Consider the following 17,264-nt stretch of genomic DNA (forward strand, 5'->3'; position numbering starts at 1 on the left):
CTTGAAACAGGGGCGGCTTATGACGACACTTTCAAGAACCATCAAGGCTCCAGCCGCCGTGGCCAGCCGCATCATGCCGACGTCGGTGCGGAATGCTCTCATCGCCGGTTATGACATCGCCTCGTTCAAGGCATCGGGATTGCCGCCGCGGCAATTGCGCGCCTGGATCTCGCCGTTGTGGTTCGATTTCCGGGACACCGGACGCAGTCAACTTGAGTATTTCATCGATGTCGCCGGACTGCAGCCGTCTCATCGGGTGCTGGACATTGCCTGCGGCGTAGGCCGGATTGCCATTCCGCTTTCGACATATTTGAACGACGAAGGCGGCTATGAAGGCTTCGACATCAAGAAAGAGCTGATTGAGTGGTGTCAGAACAACATCTCGGCTCGCAGGAAGAATTTCCAGTTCCGGGTTGCTGATGTTGCGACGACCTGGAATCCGGAAGGACGTTCCTCGGTAGAGGATTATCGCTTTCCTTATCCGGACAGCACTTTCAACCTCGCTTACGCGGGTTCAATCTTCACGCATATTCTGCCCAATGGCGCAAAAAACTATCTGCAGCAAACCGCACGTGTGCTCAAGCCGGGGGCGCCGCTCGCAGCGACATGGCTGGTCTACAACGAGCGGAGTATGCGCCTGACGTCCACAGCCGCAGCTGTGCAACGACACTGGAGCTACGATTGCGGCGATTTCCGCATCAAGTCCAAAGAGCAGCCCGAAGCGTCGGTGGCGCATGAGGAAGCTGCTGTCCGAAAGATGTACAACGACGCCGGGTTCGAGATCCTTGAGCCGTTCCGCGCTGACGCATCCTACAACGCCGGCAGAATTCCGCGGGATCGATCGGCAGGGATGCACCTTCATTACTCATTGAGCATTCTTGCCGTCCGTCGCCAGCCTGCAGATGAGCCGCGGGACGTCGCTAATCCGGACTGAAACGTAACCTTCGTGTCAAGGACCAGGACGATGCATGCAGAAATTTATACGGATGGTGTCGACGAGATCATGGTCAGCGGCACGGTGGTGAGAGTTGATCTGTTCAGCTTGTCGCCGACCGAGCGGGATGCCAACAATTTCCCGAAAAAGGCGTTCCGGCAAAGACTGATTTTCTCCGCGGAGGGATTCGCGAACTCCGTGGAAGTGATGCAGAACGCACTTCAGGGGCTGGTTGACGCCGGCGTCATCAAGCGTAATCAGCCGAGAGGTGCGTCTGGAAATCCCGAAACAGGTTCGGGAGGTGAGCGCGGTAATACGACCACCTCCAGTGCTCAGCGATCGCCAAATGCATCAACAAATTTCCGCTGATTTGGAGCACGGCACCGAAGTCGCCGGAATTGATCAGCAAGAAACCGCTCCACCGATACATACGGCTCTCGAATGCCTGGTGAAAGTCGCCAGACATCACGGCGTTGATCTCTCCGTCGATCGCCTGAGCCACACCCATGCTGTCGGCGATGCTGCGATCTCGCAGACCCAGCTCTTGCGAATAGCAAAGGAAGCTGGGTTTCGTGCGCGCAGGGCTAATCTCTCCTGGGACGAGTTGTTCCAATTGCGCGACGCTTATCCAGCGCTCGTTCAACTCGCAAATCTGAACTGGATCGTTGTGCTGGGAGCAGGTGAGGATTCCAGCGGCGAAGCGCTGCTGATCTTTGATCCGCTGGCGGATCGGCCTGAGCCCTTCCTCGTTGACAAAGAGAGCTTCAGCCAGAACTGGCGGGGCGATACGATTCTGCTCAAGCGGGGCCAAGCCCACTCCTCAGGGCCACGGCCGTTCGGATTCAGGTGGTTCGTTCCGGAATTGATCCGCGAGCGCAGGCTCTTTGCCGATGTCGCGATCGCCGCCATCCTCCTTTACGGCCTCGGCCTGATCACTCCGATCTTCTTTCAGTTGGTGATCGACAAAGTGCTGGTGCACGAAAGCTTCAGCACACTTTATGTATTGGCGGCGGGTGCCATCGTCGCGCTGGTGTTCGACTCGATATTCACCTTCTTGCGGCGATATTTGCTGCTCTATGCCACCAACAAGATCGATATCCGCATTGCGACCAAGACATTCGGCCATCTTTTAGGGCTACCCATCACTTTTTTTGAGCACATATCGGCAGGTGTGCTCGTCAAGCACATGCAGCAGGCAACACGCGTCCGGGAGTTTCTGACCGGCCGGCTCTTTGTTACGGCGCTGGATGCGTTGTCGCTGTTTGTATTCCTGCCCGTTCTCGCTCTTTACAGTGTGAAGCTGACGGGTCTTGTGCTGGCCTTTACCGCCTTGAGCGGCGTGGTGGTTGCCCTGCTGGTGGGGCCGTTCCGGCGCAGGCTGTTCAATCTTTATCAGGCCGAGGGCGAGCGACAGGCCATGCTCGTCGAGACCGTGCATGGCATGCGAACGGTCAAGTCACTGGCCATGGAGCCGCTGCAGAGCAGGGCATGGGATGATCGATGTGCGCAGTCGGTGTCGATGCGGTTCGATGTCGAGAAAATATCGGCTGCCGCGCAATCGGTAACGGGCTTTCTCGAGAAGATGATGACGCTGGGCATCATCTGTCTGGGCGCGCTCGATGTCTTCAGCGGTGCAATGACGATCGGTGCGCTCGTTGCCTTCAACATGCTCGCCGGGCGCGTGTCCGGGCCGCTCGTCCAGATGGTGACGATGGTGCACGAGTATCAGGAGGTCGCCCTGTCGGTGAAAATGCTGGGCGAAGTCATGAACCAGCAGCAGGAGCGTGGCGGCAAGCGCGATGGTCTGCGTCCGGAACTGAACGGGCTGATCGAATTCGAGGGCGTATCATTTCGCTATGGTCCCGATGGTCCGCCTGCACTGGACGATGTGTCCTTCACGATTCCAGCTGGAACGGTGTTCGGCATTGTCGGCAGGAGCGGATCCGGCAAGACGACACTGACGCGGCTGATTTCAGGGCTGTATCCCATTCAGCAGGGGTTATTGCGGATTGACGGTTTTGACGCGCGAGAGCTCGACCTTGTTCATTTGCGCAAGAGCTTGGGCTTCGTGCTGCAGGACAATTTCCTGTTCCGGGGAACCGTCCGGGAGAACATTGCCTGCGTGAAGCGCGGGGCCACTCTTGATGAGGTCGCGCAAGCCGCGAGGCTCGCCGGTGCGGATGAATTCATCGAACGGCTGCCGCGTGGCTTCGACACCATGCTGGAAGAGAACGCCGAAAACCTCTCCGGAGGCCAAAGGCAGCGGCTTGCGATCGCGCGCGCACTGATCACCAATCCGCGCCTTCTCATTCTCGATGAAGCGACGAGCGCTTTGGACTCCGAGAGCGAAATGATCATCCGCCGCAATCTCAAGCGCATCGCCGAAGGACGCACCGTCATTATCGTCTCGCATCGCTTGTCGATGTTGTCGGATGCGGACGCCATTCTTGTGATTGATCGCGGCCGTATTGTCGACATCGGTCGCCATGACAAGCTTTTGACCCAGTGCACGACGTATCGGCATCTCTGGAACCAGCAAACGAAGCAGATCGCATGACCGGCGTGGATCGAAGATCGCCTGACGCGAAGAACGAAAAGCCAGCCAGTCCGCCGACTGCTCGGCGGCGTTCGTCAAAACGCGACACTGCGCGACAGCGGGTGGTTACTGAATTTCAACCCGATGCAGTCGAGATCGAGGAGCGCGCGCCGCCGCGCGTTGCCCGCATCACCCTTTATTGTATCGTTGCGCTGATTGCAGCTGCGATCGCCTGGGCTTCCGTTTCCCGCGTGGATACGATCGTGACCGCGCAGGGCAAGCTCATTGCGACAAGTCCCAATGTCGTGTTGCAGCCGCTCGAAACCTCGGTCGTCCGCCAGATCCACGTCAAGGTTGGCGATCTGGTGCGCCAGGGACAACCGCTCGCGACGCTGGACCCGACATTTTCACAGGCGGATGTTGATCAACTGCGAACGCGGGTGATCGCGCTGGATGCCAATATCAATCGTCTGAACGCAGAGCTGAATGGCGAGGAATTCACCGCGGGGGAATCGACGAACCCGGATGAGATTTTGCAGGCTAAACTCTTCGTGCAGCGCAAGGCCCATTACCAGGCGTCCCTGCGCAACTATGATGCCCAGATTGCCAGCGCACAGGCGAATCTGAAGACCAGTCGGGACGAAGAGGTGATGCTGCGGCAGCGGCTCGAGACGTTGCGGGCGATCGAGACCATGCGCGGAACGTTGATGGATAAGGAAGTCGGCTCCAAGCTCAATTTCCTGCTGTCGCGCGACGCGCGCCTTGATGTGGATGGCAATCTGTCGCGGAATCAAGGTAACCAGGTCGATTTTCAACATCGCATTGAAAAAGCGTGGGCTGAGCAGCAGACATTCATCGAGGATTTTCGCCGCAATGCCTATCAGGATCTGGTCGATACGCTGGCGAAACGAAACAGCGTGAGAGAAGATCTCAAGAAGGCGGAACTCCGCCGGCAACTGATCGTGCTGAGCGCACCGGTCGATGCAGTGGTGCTGGAGATCGCAAGCCGCACAGTGGGATCAGTCGTTCGCGAAGCTGAAACGCTGTTTGTGCTGGTACCGCAGGATGTGAAGCTTCAGGCAGAGGTGAACGTTGACGGCAAGGACATCGGACGGGTGGCCGTGGGTCAATCCGTGCGGATCAAGTTCGACGCGTTCCCGTTCCAGAAGCACGGGACGGGATCGGGCACCGTGCGCATCGTCAGCCGGGACTCGTTTACGCCGGATCCGAAAACCGACCCGATCCAACGGATGTCGGCGCCGTACTATCGGGTCCTCGTCGATATCACCGACGCTCACTTACGCTCACTGCCCGATCAATTCCAGATGACGCCGGGAATGGCGGTGACCACGGAGATGAAAGTCGGGAACCGCAGCGTAATCTCGTATTTCCTCTACCCTCTGCTCAGGGGATTGGACGAGAGCATACGCGAACCATAGCCGCGTCGTTTATCGGGCCTCATTAAAGAACATAGAAAGTCGCAAGGCTGTCCGGCCGTCGCGTTGCTGCGGGTCCAGACAGCCACGGTCGCTCATTCGTGCGGGACGATGGTGTAGGGAGTCTTGTAGGGTTCGATCCGAAGTGATGTGTTGGAGATCAGTCCGATCTTCGCAGTTGGCGCCTGCTGAGGTTCACCGTTCGGGCCACGACGGACGCCGTATTGCCAAACCGTGACGTCACCCTTTTGGGCGAGCGCGTGCGCGACGGCGCCGGCATCGGTGCCGCCGAGCGCTCTCATTTCGACGTCGGAAAACCCGATAACGATTTCGTCCTTGACGGTGATGACCTTGAACAGATTCACTTTGGTCTCCTGTGCCCATGCACCTTGCGCTGCGGCAAGAGCGAGGGCCGTCAGAGCGATACGTGTTGAAAATTTGCGGCGGGAAAGCATTCGGCTGTCCTTAAACTCTGTGATGCGTGAGCGGCCACGGCATGCAGAAGTTCTTTTTCAGAACTGCATGGACCGGAGCCGCACGATGCATCTGTCGCACCGCTTCCCAACAAGGTTCACGACAATCTAAGGACAGTTGACGAGCACTCGTTACAGGGGCCTGAGTGTCGGCTTCAGACCTAGGGGGCGGCCGATGCTCGCGCAGACCGATACATTGGACGGATTCTTCCCTCGTCGGGATGAGACAACGCAAGACGGGAGGGACAGGAGGTTCAGGGCTTCAGGCGTTTGTCTCGCTCCTGCAGCAAAGCATCGAGCTCCTCTGTTTGCTGGGCGATGCGATTTGAATTTCGTTCTTCGTCGGCCGCGCCCGAGGTTGCTGCGGCTTGTTCGGTGAGTTGCCGAATATTATCGCGAAGGACTGCAATCCGATCTTCGATTTCCGGCGTCGAAAGAGCGCTGTAATTGCTCATGACAATTATTCCGTCATTGGATCTCGCTTCAACTCACTATGACACATTTTGCAGCCGCACAAAAATGACAAAGAGTGACACGCAGACAACTGCGCGCCGTGCGGCGATGCACAAAATATTTTCTGTTTGAAACACGTATCGCATGCATCGACGGCGAGGCGCGCGCATGACTATCGTACAACGATAGTATTACTATTTTGTCATGTGGGATTCAGGCCGTTTCACTTGCTGGCGAAATCGCCGTGGGTACAATCCGCTTAAGGCTGATCCATACAGCTTTGCTCGAAGATTGAGGAAAACCCATGTCGATTTTGTCCACCCTGCGTGATTGCAGGCAGTTGAAAGCTGTATCCGGATTGACCGCGTTGTGTCTGCCGATCACGTTGGCGGGACATGCGCTGGCCGCTGATCCGGCTCCGATTAAGATTGGTGTGATTGCAGAGGCACAAGCGATCGCAGGTGCTTCAATTCCGCAGGCCGCACAAATGGCCGCCGATGAAATCAACGCCAAGGGCGGCGTCGATGGGCGCAAGATTCAGATCGTCACCTACGACAACCACAGTTCGTCGGCAGATTCCGTCCGTGCGTTTCAGCGCGCCGTCAACGAAGATAAAGTCAACGCCGTTATCGCGAGCTTTATCAGTGAAGTGGTTCTTGCGCTTGAACCTTGGGCCTCTCGTCTGAAGACGCCGCTGATCACGCCGGGCGCGGCGTCCAACGAGATCAGCAAGAGCGTCCACAAGGATTATGAAAAGAACAAGTATACGTTCCACGGTTATTTGACTTCGGCGGCTTTGGCTTTGTCAGTTTGCGACGCTGCAAAAGAATTGCTTGTCGACGGCAAGAAGATGAAGACCGCGGTGATCATGAGCGAGGACGCCGCCTGGACCAAGCCGCTTGACGTCGGCTATGAGGAATGTCTGCCGAAGATCGGCCTGAAGGTTCTCGATCACATCCGCTTCTCGCCCGACACCACTGACTTCACGCCTATTTTCAACAAGATTGAAGCCGCGAAGCCGGACGTCATTATTACGGGCATTTCGCACGTGGGCGTGCAGCCGACTGTGCAATGGAAGAACCAGCAGGTGCCGATTCCCATGCTCGGGATCAGCTCTCAGGCGACCAACAGCACCTTCGGCAGCGACACCAATAATGCCGCCGATGGCGTGATCTATCAGAGCGTGTCTGGCCCAAATGTTGCCGTGACGCCCAAGTCGGTCCCGTTCACCGACAATTTCAAGAAGAAGTACGGCAACTATCCGGGCTATGCCGGCTATACGGCATATGATGAAGTCTATTTTATCGCGGATGCAGTGAAGCGGGCCGGATCGACCGATGCCGACAAGATGGTCACAGCGCTTGAAAAGACCGATTGGGAAGGCACCATCGGTCGCGTCCAGTTCTACGGTAAGGACGATGAGTTCACCCATTCGATCAAGTACGGCAAAGGCTTGATCACGGGCCTGATCCTGCAGTGGCAGGACGGCAAGCAGGTCAGCGTGTGGCCGAAGGAAGTTGCCAAGGGGCAGCTGAAGTTCCCGGACTTCATCAAAACCACCACGCATTAAGTCGAAGTGAAACGCTCCCGGGTTTCCGGGAGCGTTTTGCATCAGTTGTCCTCGAACGAGACGGCTTCCGCCGTCGCGGAGCCTGAATGCTTGTCCTACAGATTCTGATCGATGGCTTTGCCATCAGTTCGCTTTATGCGCTGGGCGCGACCGGATTTACACTGATCTTCGGCGTCTCCGGCGTTTTGAACCTTTCTCATGGTGCATTGATGGTGACCGCTGCCGTTGCGGCATGGGCAGCGTCCAGCGTTCTGCAGCTCAATACTTACGCCGGGGCGTTGGTTGGGGTTTTTACGGCATTGATTGCTGCACTCGCGACTTACTTTGTCGTGGTGCTGCCGATCCAGCGCTCCCGCAGCATCCCGTCAGAAGAGAAGGAAATCTTCGTTCTGACGGCCACGCTGCTCTGGGGCATCATGCTCCAGGAACTGATCGCCTATCTTTTCACCAATAACGCGAAAACGGTGCTGCCCATTGTGGCGGGTGTCGTCGATATCGTTGGTGTTCGTACACCGCGGAACGAAATCTTCACTGCGATCGTCTGTTGTGTGGTGATCGGGCTTTTGTGGTTGCTTGTGAACCGCACGCGTACCGGCAAGGCCGTGCTGGCCGCTTCGATGAACCCGCGGGGCGTGACACTGCTCGGGCTCGAACTGAACAACATCTACATCGCGGTCTGGGCGATCTACGGAATTCTGGCCGGCATTGCCGGCGTGTTGCTCGGAATGTTCCTCGGCGTCAGCTCCTATAGTGTGGGTCCGTTGACCGCGAGTGCATTTTCGATCGTCGTGCTCGGCGGCCTTGGCAGCGTGTCGGGGTCGTTGATCGCGGCTTTCGTGGTCGGATATCTCGAAACTTTCACCGCCTATGTTGTTTCCCCAGCCTACCGGACGATTCCCGCGCTGCTTCTCCTGGTCGCTGTGATGTACGTCCGCCCGCAGGGCCTTCTGGGGAGGAGATAAGCAATGCGTCTCTTTACTTCGCGTCTCTTCTGGATCGCGGTCGCGGTCATCGTCATCGCGTCCACCCTGCCGCTGTATGTTTCAGGCTACATTCTAGGTTTGCTGACGGTCGCCTATTATTTCGGCGTCTTCGCCATGTCCTGGGATCTGCTGTTCGGGTTTGCCGGCGAGGTGAACTTCGGGCCGACATTCCTGATCGGTGTCGGTGCCTACACGGCGGGTATTCTCAATAACCAATATGGTTGGTCGCCCTACCTCTGCATTGTGCTTGGTGCGGCGGCGTCCGTTCTCGCCGGTCTTGTGCTGGCGTTACCCGCGTTGCGGGTACGCGGACCTTACTTTGGTCTCACCACGCTCGTTGCAGTGCTGATGCTGCAAAACTTCATCGTCGTGTTCGCGGAACTGACCGGCGGTGAGATCGGCCTGACCATTCCGGACGTGATCTCGATCGATGCCAACACGAACTACTGGATCGCGCTCGGATTCATGACGATTAGCGGTGCCATTCTGTTCGGGCTGTCGCGCTCTCCCGTCGGCCTCGTTCTTCAGGCTAGTGGACAGGATCCTGTGCAAGCCGGTGCGCTGGGCTTCAACATCATCAAGCACAAGCTGGCCGCCTTTATCGTCAGCGCATTCTTCTCCGGTCTCTCAGGCGCTCTGCTCGTGTTCTACTTCGGCACGGCGTCTGTCGGCACGGTTGTTGACGTCGGCGTCGGCGTGCAAGTGATCGTGGCAGCAGTGCTGGGCGGCCGGCGAACCGTTCTCGGAGCGGCCCTCGGCGCTGTGTTTCTGATTTGCGCCGGCGAGCTTCTCAGGCCGCTCGGCGAGCTCGCCACGTTCGTCGTATCCGCCGTCGCGCTTGTCGTCATTCTGTTCTTCCCGAATGGATTTTTGGGATCAATTCTGTCTCGGGGAGCACGCGCATGAGCGCCGCGGAGGGCAAAGCACCGATCCTTCAAGTTCGTGGCCTGACGAAACGCTTTGGCGGCCTGACGGCGGTCAAGAATCTCAGTTTCGATCTGAGGGAAGGAGAGATCTTCGGGCTGATCGGTCCGAACGGATCGGGAAAATCGACTGCGATGAAGTCGATCATGGGCATCGAGCGGCCGACCGCCGGCAATGTCCTTTTGGACGGCGAAGATCTTGCAGGCAAGCCGTCGCACGAAATCGCGCGCCGCGGCTTCGGCATGGTCTTCCAGCATTCGCGGCCACTAAACCGGCAGACTGTTCTCGAAAACATCATGGTCGCCCTGCTGCCGGACAGCCTGTTCAAGCTGTTCGCCGACCGTGCGCTGGTCGACCGCGCCCGCTGGATTGCAGAGCGTGTCGGGCTTGAGAAAGTCATCGACCGCAAGCCGCCGACGCTGCCGTTCGCGGATTTGCGCCGTCTCGAGCTTGCCAAAGCCATCGCCCGGGATCCGAAGCTCGTTCTCGTGGACGAACCTTTTGCGGGATTAACGTCGGCAGAGGTCGGGGTCTTCTCGGATCTGATCCGCAGTTTCCGCGACGAAGGCCGCGCGGTGATGCTGGTCGATCACAACGTCAAAAGCGTCGCGGCTCTCGTCGATCGGGTGCTCGCCATGTATCTCGGCGAGGAGATCGTCACGGGGCGCGCCGAAGACGTGATGAAAAATGAAACCGTCCGCCGCGTTTATCTCGGCGGTACGATCCAGACCTCGGCGCGGCCGGAATCAAGCTTTGCCGATAAGCAGCCGCTGCTTCAGGTCGAGAATGTCAGCGTTCACTATGGCAAGGCTCAGGCGCTGGAAAACGTCTCGATCCATGTCCATGAGGGTGAGTTCGTTTCTGTTGTCGGACTTAACGGCGCCGGAAAAACCACCTTGTTCAACACCATTTCCGGGCTGTTGCCGTACACCGGCAGCGTGGTCTGCAGCGGCGAAAACCTGCGGAGCAGGTCGCCGGCGAAGATTGCGCGCGGTGGCGTGGTGCATTGCCCGGAGACGCGGGAGTTGTTCGGAGAGATGACGGTTCGCGAGAATCTCGACCTCGGCGGACAGCACCTGGAGAGGGCGGCACAGGAGAAGCAACTCGCCTGGCTGTTCGATCTGTTCCCGATTTTGAAGCAGCGCCAAGGTCAGATGGCACAGACCTTGAGTGGTGGTGAACAGCAAATGCTCGCCATCGGTCGCGCCTTGATGATGCAGCCAAGAATTCTCATCCTGGATGAACCGACGCTCGGTCTGGCTCCCATTATTCTGGAACAACTTTCCAAAGCACTTGAGAAGTTACGGCAAACCACGCCGATCACGGTGCTGCTCGGCGAGCAGAACGTCACCTTCGCACTTCCTCACGCGGACCGTGTGTATGTCCTTGAACATGCGCGGATCGTCTGGGAAGGCGGTCCGAAGGAGTTTGCTGAAACGGCAGGAGCAAACTTCCTGTAAGCTCGCCTGCAAACTGAAGCGGATCATCTGCATGGATTCATGTGGAACGGTTCTTCTCAGAGCCGTTCCGCATCCATGAGATCGGATGGCAGGTTAGGTCCATGCTCTTCAGTTGAAGGAGAAGACGAGCGGCTTTGGCCCACCAATTCGAAGGTCGGCGCTCAAAATCGCAGCTTGAGTGGAAATTTCTCTCCCCGAGAGTTTCCGGAGGACAAAGGTGTCGACTTGGCCTTAAAGAAGCAATGCCCAAGCCATTGTTATTGAAGGACTTTGAGGGCACATTTTGAGGGTGTCCACACACCCCAGATGCCTCATGCGAGAACAACTTTACGATCCGTTTGGCGACGAAACTATCGAAGCGACAACGCGCGCTCCGATAGCGAATGCACCATCGTATGTCGGCATAGCGACATTCTGGTGCATTGTGATTGCCCTGGTGGTTGTGCGGGTCTTTTATTTCGGCTGATGAGCCGTGGCGAGTTGGCCGTTGGAGCGTCGTGCGCCTTTGGACGGTGGCGAAATCAGATCTTCGAAAGCTGTCGCAGCGGGAATGTGAATTCGGCCGGGGACGCTGAGTTTCCACAATGTGCGCTCGATGCGCAGACCGCGCATCGGCACGATTTTCAAACGATTCAGCGCAAGCTGATCCTTTACGCTGGCACGTGAGACGATTGAGACTCCAAGCCCCGCAGCGACAAGCTGTTTGATGGCCTCGGTGCTGCCGATTTCGAAGCTTTTTGCCGGCTGAATGTTGTGATGGGCGAGAGCCTGCATCACGACTTCACGTGATCCTGAACCTGCTTCGCGAAAAATGAGAACTTCGCCCGCGATGTCCATCGGGTTGATTGGTTCTTTCGCCGACGCAAATGGATGGCCAGGGCCAACGATCAGTTCCATCACGTCGGTCTGCCAAGCCTCTGATTCCAGCCCATCGTCATCGACCGGTCCCTCGACAAGGGCGACTTCGATCTCGTGCCGCAGCATGAGATCCGCGATGTCGCGCGTATTCGCGCTGATGAGCTGAAGGTCGATCCCCGGATAGGCCGTGTGGAACGCGCCCAGGAAATCGGGAAGTAAATACGTCGCGATGGTCGTGCTGGCACCGATCCGCAATGAACCGCTGTCGAGGCTTCTCAGTGCGCGAAGTTCCTCTTCCGCCGATCGCTCGGCCGCAAACAGAATATCGGCGTGGCGCATCAGGGCAGCGCCTTCACGTGTTGGTGTGACGCCCTTGGAGGTGCGGTCAAGCAGGCGGCATCCCAGCTGCAGCTCGAAATCGCGTACGCCTTTCGAGATCGACGGCTGGCTGACGGATAGGGCGTCGGCAGCCCTCGAGAAGCTGCCGGTCCGGACCACGGTCGCAAACAGACGAAAAAGGTGCAGGTTCAGCGGCATAACTTTTCTCTATAGGCCTAAAGAGAAAGGATATTATCCGTCTCGGCGCGATCGATGTACAATTTTCTTCTCTTTTGGAGGGGCAAAGTGCTTCATCGAGTTATCGCCGCCACAGACAAAACGCGAAAAACCCTGATCGAGGCGGGACTCGAGCGGGCGCCGGGCATCATTCTCTGCCTTGGTATCTCGGTGATCGCCCTCGGCATTCAGAGCGTGGAAGCCGCCAAATTCGGTCACCCCTACGTTGAGGGGCTGGTGGTTGCCATTCTTTTGGGGATGATCGTCCGCACTTTCTGGCAGCCTGGCAAACGCTGGCTGGTCGGGATCGCGTTCTGTGCGAAACAGATGCTCGAAGTGGCGGTGGTCCTGCTTGGCGCCTCGCTGAGTTTCGCGGCGATCGGTGCATCCGGTCCGCTGCTGCTGGCGACAGTGGTAATGACCGTCGTGGTCGCATTGGCATTCAGCTTCGGTGTCAGCCGCGTGCTGGGCCTGTCCACCAAAATGTCCATTCTGATCGCCTGCGGAAATTCGATTTGCGGCAACTCCGCAATCGCGGCGGTTGCGCCGGTGATTGGCGCCAACAGCGATGATGTCGGCGCAGCAATCTCGTTCACGGCCATTCTCGGCGTTCTCACCGTGCTCGGTCTGCCGCTGCTCGTGCCGATATTCGGCCTGTCGTCGTCGCAATATGGAATTCTGGCCGGCCTGACGGTGTATGCGGTTCCGCAGGTTCTGGCGGCGACTGTTCCACTCGGCATTGTGAGCACGCAGGTCGGCACCCTCGTCAAGCTGCTGCGCGTGTTGTTGCTTGGGCCTGTGGTGATTGGGCTGTCGTTGCTCTCGCACAAGATTCAGGGAAAAGAAGCCGCAACGGGCGGGAAGCGCGGTCCTATGACATGGGTGCCGTGGTTCATTCCAGGCTTCATTCTGTTCGCGATTTTGCGCTCTTTCGATGTCATCCCGACCATGGCAGTCGGACCGCTGGCCACGATCGCGACCATCCTGACGGTGGTATCGATGGCGGCGTTAGGATTAGGCGTGGACGTGAGGGTGATCGGCCGTGTTGGCGGACGCGTCACCGCCGCCGTGACAATGTCGCTGGTTGTCTTGATCGTGATCAGTCTCGCGTTGATCCGTTTGTTCTGATCCCTCGCAGCATTCAGCAGCACAAAAGAAATGCGCCTGACCGGTGTCGATCAGGCGCATTCGGCTTTCAAAAGCAATCGATGACGAGAGCCTCGTTGTGATCGAATCAGAAACGAGGCTCTAGATCCTCATTTTGACGCGTTTTCTTCACGCGAACCGGTAGCCACTTCGCTCGAAAACGGTCTACGCCGCTTGGCCGCTGGCTTTTTTGGCTGTCCGGGTCTTGGCAACTTTTGCCGGCTTATCGATCTCGGCGACAACTCTCTTGCCAGGACCGTCATGGACGTGCACTTCCTTCGCCAGCAAGGGCTCTCCGCACTCGGAGCAGACCATCACCGGGTTGAAGTGCTTGTGGCACTTCTGATGCTCATGCAGCAGCGGACGGCCACGTTCGTCGACCATGTGGGTGTCGCCCCAATGCACGATCGCCATCATGATCGGGTAGAGATCGAGACCCTTCTGGGTCAGGATGTATTCGAAGCGCTTGGGCGATTCCTGATAAGGAATCCGGCGCAGCACGCCGAGACGTACCAGCTTCTTCAGCCGTTCGGCAAGAAGGTGGCGGGTAATTCCCAGCGCAGACTGAAACGCCTCAAACCGCCGTGTGCGCAGGAAGCATTCCCGCAGGATCAACAACGTCCAGCGATCGCCGATCACACCGATGGTGCGGGCCATCGAACATGGCTCTTCCTCAAGGGCATCCCATCTCATGATAGTCTCCAGTCAGCGTCTGCGGTTTGTCTGGTTCCCGGGCACATTCACCCCGCGATTCTGCATTCTAAATAGGTACTGAGATCGATTAAAGGCCTAAATTGGCAGGCCAAACGGCAGAATTCGCCTCAAAAAATCGTTCCGAATTGACAGTTCAAAAATAGAACTTTAAAACTCCCTTATCGTTCGAGCCGGGGCGGGCCGGCGGCCCTGAATACCCCAAGATGATAACGAGCGCCTGAGGAGAAGTCCGGTGGTAAATCCCTTAAAGGTCGAATTCCAGTTCGATTTTGGCAGTCCCAATGCCTATCTCGCGGAGAAAGCCATCCCAGCGATCGAAAAACGGACTGGGGTCAAGTTCGAGTATGTCCCGGTTCTGCTCGGCGGCATCTACAAGGCGACCAACAATATGTCGCCCTTCGATTCGCTCCGCGGCATCAAGAACAAGCCGGAATATCAGGCGCTTGAGACTGAGCGCTTCATCCGCCGGCATAACATCACGACATTTAAGTCGAACCCGTTTTTCCCGGTCAACACACTGATGCTGATGCGCGGCGCTGTCGCGGCCAAGTTTGAGAACGTCTTCGATGAGTATTTCCGGGCTGCTTACCACCATATGTGGGAAGAGCCGAAGAAGATGGATGATGTCGAGACCTTTCGGACTGCCTTCAAGGCGTCAGGTATCGACGTCGACAAGCTGTTCGTGCGTGCTCAGCAGGACGACGTCAAGAAGAAGCTGATCGATCTCACCACCGACGCTGTCAATCGGGGCGCATTCGGTTCGCCGACGTTCTTTGTCGGCAGCGAGATGTTCTTCGGCAAGGATCAACTCCGCGACGTCGAGGATTCGATTGTCGAGCAGCTCAGCGCCGCCAAGGTCAAAACGGCCTGACCTTGGGAACGCATTACCCGCGGGCGTAAAGGCCCGCGCTCGGTAAGCAATTCGAAATACAAGCAGCCTCGCCAAACAACAGGGAAGAAGCAGATGTCAGGCCCCCTCAAAGGCGTTCGCGTACTGGATCTGACCGGAGTCGTGTCGGGGCCTTTCGCGACGATGTTTCTCGCGGATCAAGGTGCGGATGTGCTCAAGATCGAGCCGATCGGCGGCGATATCACCCGCCGCAGCCGCGCGCCCATCGATAAGGCCGGCGAGTTCTCGGCTTTGTTCATTTCCTCCAACCGCGGCAAGCGGTCTCTGTCGATCGACATGAAGACCGATGCCGGGCGCGAGGTTCTCGCCAAGCTGGTGGCGCAGAGCGACGTGCTGGTGCAGAACTTCCGGCCGGGCACCATGGAGCGTCTCGGTCTCGGCGCGGAAGAGCTGCGAAAGAAGCATCCGCGGCTGATCTATGTATCGATCAGCGGCGTCGGTGACAGCGGGCCTTACGTCAAGAAGCGCGTTTACGACCCGATCGTGCAAGGCTTGTCGGGCTTTGCCGATATCCAGTCCCAGCCGGTGACAAACCGGCCGCAGATGATCCGCACCATCGTGGCTGACAAAACCACGGCGGTGTTCACGGCGCAGGCGGTCGCTGCAGCCCTCTACGCCCGCGAAAAGACCGGGCAGGGCGACCACATTCAGGTCGCGATGCTCGATACGATGATTTCGTATCTGTGGCCTGAAGGCATGATGCAGTACACGGTGGTTGGCGCTGAAGCGAGCACTATGGATCCAAACGATCGGCCCGATCTCGTGTTCAAGACCGTGGACGGCTACATCACCGCCGGAACGATTTCGGATTCGGAGTGGCAGGGATTCTGCAAAGCCACCGGCGATCCCGAACTGGCCAAGGACGAGCGCTTTGCAACGCCGGGTGGCCGCTTCATCAATGCGACTGCCCGCATCAACAAGATGCAGGAGTATATCGGCCAGCGTACCACGGCAGAATGGCTGGAACGGCTCGACGCGGCTGATGTGCCGTGCGCACCGATCCTCCGTCGTGGCGAGATCATCCACAACGAGCAGGTAGTGGCGCGTGGTCTCATCCAGGAGTTTGAGCAGCCGTCAGTCGGCCGTGTACGTCAGCCGAAGCCTGCCGCACGCTTCGCAGTCAATGAGGCGGTGATCGGTGGTCCGGCGCCTCGTGTGGGCGAGCATTCCCGTGCGGTGCTGGAAGAGCTGGGTTACGACACTGCCGCCATCGACAAGATGGTCGCGGACAAGGCCGTGCGGGTGATGAAGTAACTTCCTGAAGCAAACTTAAAAGCGCCGGTTTACGGCGCTTTTTTTGTGCCCGATGTACGCAGCATGGATGAACCAAGGCGTAGAAGTCCTGCGAAGCCGCCCGGCATCACCAGCATGAGAAGGATCAGAATCAGGCCGTAGGTTGCGCCTGACAATCCCTTGGAGAAGTGCTCCGCGACGTTCGGTACAACGAGGATGAAAGCTGCGCCGAACAATGCGCCGGGCAGCCAGCCCACGCCGCCGACCACCAGTCCCACCAGCAATGCGACGGACAGATAGATCGTGAAGCTGTCTGGGGCGACGAACTGCACCACGATCGCACCCAAGGCACCGGCGACACCAGTGTACAGTCCGCTGACGCCGAAGGTCACAGCCTTGTAGATCGGGTTGTTGATGCCCATGGAGCGGGCCGCGAGGGGATTGTCGCGGATCGCCATCATGGCGCGGCCAGTTCGCGTCCGGATCAAATTCTTGGCGAGGAGGTACATCAATCCGGTGACAATGAGCGTGAAGACATACAGCCATTGATCCGATGTCAGCGGTAATCCCGCCGGCGCATTCGGTTTCATGATCACGAGGCCCTGGACGCCGCCGGTCCAATCCTCGAACAGCGAAAACTTCAGGATCTGCGGCGTCGCGACCGAGAGCGCGAATGTCGCAAGTGCCAGGTATATGCCTTCGAGCCGGAGCGCGGGCAGGCCGAACAGGAATCCGAAGATGAAGCAGATGACGGCCGCGACCGGGAGTGTCCAGACATAACTAATGCCGAACTTCTCCATCATGATGGCGGCAGTGTATGCGCCGATCGCATAGAACGCGGCATGTCCGAGCGAGAACTGGCCGTTGAACCCGGTCAGCAGATTGAGGCCCATGATCGCGATGGCGTAGATCAGGATCATCGTCAGCTGGAAGATATAAAACGAGCTCAGCGCGAAGGGCAGCGCGGCAGCGGCTGCAAGAAGGCAGAGACCGGCGACGATGGATATCATCCGTTTGCGATCGACGGCGATGTTGCTCGCGTCGCCAGGGACATCGTTGAAGTTCGAGATCGCTTCGTT

Annotated in this window: 16 protein-coding genes; 11 read left to right on the top strand and 5 right to left on the bottom strand. The window is 58.0% G+C overall.

Going from position 1 to position 17,264, the window contains the following annotated elements; all coding sequences use genetic code 11:
* Window positions 1-19: 19 nt before the first annotated feature.
* From ACP0KA_RS16370 to ACP0KA_RS16385, 4 genes are all read left to right on the top strand, one after another.
* Complete coding sequence (locus tag ACP0KA_RS16370; protein WP_424629794.1) at window positions 20-934, top strand: class I SAM-dependent methyltransferase; 915 nt, start codon at window positions 20-22, stop codon at window positions 932-934.
* A gap of 30 nt (window positions 935-964) precedes the next feature.
* Window positions 965-1,303: a hypothetical protein gene (locus tag ACP0KA_RS16375; protein WP_424629795.1), complete on the top strand. Its 339-nt coding sequence runs from the start codon at window positions 965-967 to the stop codon at window positions 1,301-1,303.
* Complete coding sequence (locus ACP0KA_RS16380; protein ID WP_424629796.1) at window positions 1,281-3,491, top strand: peptidase domain-containing ABC transporter; 2,211 nt, start codon at window positions 1,281-1,283, stop codon at window positions 3,489-3,491. Before ACP0KA_RS16375 ends, ACP0KA_RS16380 begins: the two co-directional genes overlap by 23 nt.
* A 101-nt stretch (window positions 3,492-3,592) precedes the next feature.
* On the top strand, window positions 3,593-4,909 hold the full coding sequence (locus ACP0KA_RS16385) for an HlyD family type I secretion periplasmic adaptor subunit (RefSeq protein ID WP_424629797.1): 1,317 nt from the start codon (window positions 3,593-3,595) through the stop codon (window positions 4,907-4,909).
* A gap of 92 nt (window positions 4,910-5,001) precedes the next feature.
* Here the strand turns inward: ACP0KA_RS16385 and ACP0KA_RS16390 are convergent, their stop codons facing one another.
* The gene (locus ACP0KA_RS16390; RefSeq protein WP_424629798.1) at window positions 5,002-5,361 is read right to left on the bottom strand and encodes a hypothetical protein; all 360 of its coding nucleotides are present in this window, start codon (window positions 5,359-5,361) and stop codon (window positions 5,002-5,004) included.
* A 272-nt stretch (window positions 5,362-5,633) separates the two neighbouring features.
* Window positions 5,634-5,834: a hypothetical protein gene (locus ACP0KA_RS16395; RefSeq protein WP_424629799.1), complete on the bottom strand. Its 201-nt coding sequence runs from the start codon at window positions 5,832-5,834 to the stop codon at window positions 5,634-5,636.
* A gap of 302 nt (window positions 5,835-6,136) precedes the next feature.
* Between ACP0KA_RS16395 and ACP0KA_RS16400 the strand changes: the two genes are divergently transcribed.
* From ACP0KA_RS16400 to ACP0KA_RS16415, 4 genes are all read left to right on the top strand, one after another.
* Window positions 6,137-7,402: an ABC transporter substrate-binding protein gene (locus ACP0KA_RS16400; protein WP_424629800.1), complete on the top strand. Its 1,266-nt coding sequence runs from the start codon at window positions 6,137-6,139 to the stop codon at window positions 7,400-7,402.
* A gap of 86 nt (window positions 7,403-7,488) precedes the next feature.
* On the top strand, window positions 7,489-8,364 hold the full coding sequence (locus ACP0KA_RS16405; protein WP_424629801.1) for a branched-chain amino acid ABC transporter permease: 876 nt from the start codon (window positions 7,489-7,491) through the stop codon (window positions 8,362-8,364).
* 3 nt (window positions 8,365-8,367) lie between these two features.
* Window positions 8,368-9,291, top strand: a complete 924-nt coding sequence (locus tag ACP0KA_RS16410) for a branched-chain amino acid ABC transporter permease (RefSeq protein WP_424629802.1) — start codon at window positions 8,368-8,370, stop codon at window positions 9,289-9,291.
* Window positions 9,288-10,769: an ATP-binding cassette domain-containing protein gene (locus ACP0KA_RS16415; RefSeq protein WP_424629803.1), complete on the top strand. Its 1,482-nt coding sequence runs from the start codon at window positions 9,288-9,290 to the stop codon at window positions 10,767-10,769. Before ACP0KA_RS16410 ends, ACP0KA_RS16415 begins: the two co-directional genes overlap by 4 nt.
* Window positions 10,770-11,222: 453 nt before the next feature.
* On the opposite strand, the gene ACP0KA_RS16420 is transcribed toward ACP0KA_RS16415, so the two are convergent.
* Window positions 11,223-12,164 (bottom strand): LysR substrate-binding domain-containing protein, encoded by a 942-nt coding sequence (locus tag ACP0KA_RS16420; RefSeq protein WP_424629804.1) that lies wholly within the window; start codon window positions 12,162-12,164, stop codon window positions 11,223-11,225.
* 87 nt (window positions 12,165-12,251) lie between these two features.
* Between ACP0KA_RS16420 and ACP0KA_RS16425 the strand changes: the two genes are divergently transcribed.
* Window positions 12,252-13,310 (top strand): YeiH family protein, encoded by a 1,059-nt coding sequence (locus ACP0KA_RS16425; RefSeq protein WP_424629805.1) that lies wholly within the window; start codon window positions 12,252-12,254, stop codon window positions 13,308-13,310.
* Window positions 13,311-13,493: 183 nt separating this feature from the next.
* Here the strand turns inward: ACP0KA_RS16425 and ACP0KA_RS16430 are convergent, their stop codons facing one another.
* Entirely contained in the window at window positions 13,494-14,021 is a 528-nt protein-coding gene (locus ACP0KA_RS16430) for a winged helix-turn-helix transcriptional regulator (protein ID WP_424629806.1), read from the bottom strand.
* Between the two features lie 253 nt (window positions 14,022-14,274).
* Here ACP0KA_RS16430 and ACP0KA_RS16435 point away from each other — a divergent pair, with 253 nt between their 5' ends.
* Both ACP0KA_RS16435 and ACP0KA_RS16440 read left to right on the top strand, forming a co-directional pair.
* Window positions 14,275-14,913 carry a 2-hydroxychromene-2-carboxylate isomerase gene (locus ACP0KA_RS16435; RefSeq protein ID WP_424629807.1) on the top strand — a complete coding sequence of 213 codons (639 nt, stop codon included), beginning with the start codon at window positions 14,275-14,277 and terminating at the stop codon, window positions 14,911-14,913.
* Between the two features lie 93 nt (window positions 14,914-15,006).
* Window positions 15,007-16,206: a CaiB/BaiF CoA transferase family protein gene (locus ACP0KA_RS16440; RefSeq protein WP_424629808.1), complete on the top strand. Its 1,200-nt coding sequence runs from the start codon at window positions 15,007-15,009 to the stop codon at window positions 16,204-16,206.
* A 29-nt stretch (window positions 16,207-16,235) separates the two neighbouring features.
* Here ACP0KA_RS16440 and ACP0KA_RS16445 read toward each other — a convergent pair whose 3' ends face one another.
* On the bottom strand, window positions 16,236-17,255 hold the full coding sequence (locus ACP0KA_RS16445) for a branched-chain amino acid ABC transporter permease (RefSeq protein ID WP_424631628.1): 1,020 nt from the start codon (window positions 17,253-17,255) through the stop codon (window positions 16,236-16,238).
* Between the last annotated feature and the right edge of the window lie 9 nt (window positions 17,256-17,264).

This window comes from Bradyrhizobium sp. SYSU BS000235 (genome assembly GCF_049747295.1).
In the GTDB taxonomy this organism is placed as follows: Bacteria; Pseudomonadota; Alphaproteobacteria; order Rhizobiales; family Xanthobacteraceae; genus Afipia.

What these genes read in the sequence shown, in the direction of transcription:
- ACP0KA_RS16370 (WP_424629794.1), top strand. Translation starts at nt 20, where the DNA reads ATGACGACACTTTCAAGAACCATCAAGGCTCCAGCCGCCGTGGCCAGC.
- ACP0KA_RS16375 (WP_424629795.1), top strand. Translation starts at nt 965, where the DNA reads ATGCATGCAGAAATTTATACGGATGGTGTCGACGAGATCATGGTCAGC.
- ACP0KA_RS16380 (WP_424629796.1), top strand. Translation starts at nt 1,281, where the DNA reads ATGCATCAACAAATTTCCGCTGATTTGGAGCACGGCACCGAAGTCGCC.
- ACP0KA_RS16390 (WP_424629798.1), bottom strand. Translation starts at nt 5,361, where the DNA reads ATGCTTTCCCGCCGCAAATTTTCAACACGTATCGCTCTGACGGCCCTC.
- ACP0KA_RS16395 (WP_424629799.1), bottom strand. Translation starts at nt 5,834, where the DNA reads ATGAGCAATTACAGCGCTCTTTCGACGCCGGAAATCGAAGATCGGATT.
- ACP0KA_RS16400 (WP_424629800.1), top strand. Translation starts at nt 6,137, where the DNA reads ATGTCGATTTTGTCCACCCTGCGTGATTGCAGGCAGTTGAAAGCTGTA.
- ACP0KA_RS16405 (WP_424629801.1), top strand. Translation starts at nt 7,489, where the DNA reads ATGCTTGTCCTACAGATTCTGATCGATGGCTTTGCCATCAGTTCGCTT.
- ACP0KA_RS16410 (WP_424629802.1), top strand. Translation starts at nt 8,368, where the DNA reads ATGCGTCTCTTTACTTCGCGTCTCTTCTGGATCGCGGTCGCGGTCATC.
- ACP0KA_RS16415 (WP_424629803.1), top strand. Translation starts at nt 9,288, where the DNA reads ATGAGCGCCGCGGAGGGCAAAGCACCGATCCTTCAAGTTCGTGGCCTG.
- ACP0KA_RS16420 (WP_424629804.1), bottom strand. Translation starts at nt 12,164, where the DNA reads ATGCCGCTGAACCTGCACCTTTTTCGTCTGTTTGCGACCGTGGTCCGG.
- ACP0KA_RS16430 (WP_424629806.1), bottom strand. Translation starts at nt 14,021, where the DNA reads ATGAGATGGGATGCCCTTGAGGAAGAGCCATGTTCGATGGCCCGCACC.
- ACP0KA_RS16440 (WP_424629808.1), top strand. Translation starts at nt 15,007, where the DNA reads ATGTCAGGCCCCCTCAAAGGCGTTCGCGTACTGGATCTGACCGGAGTC.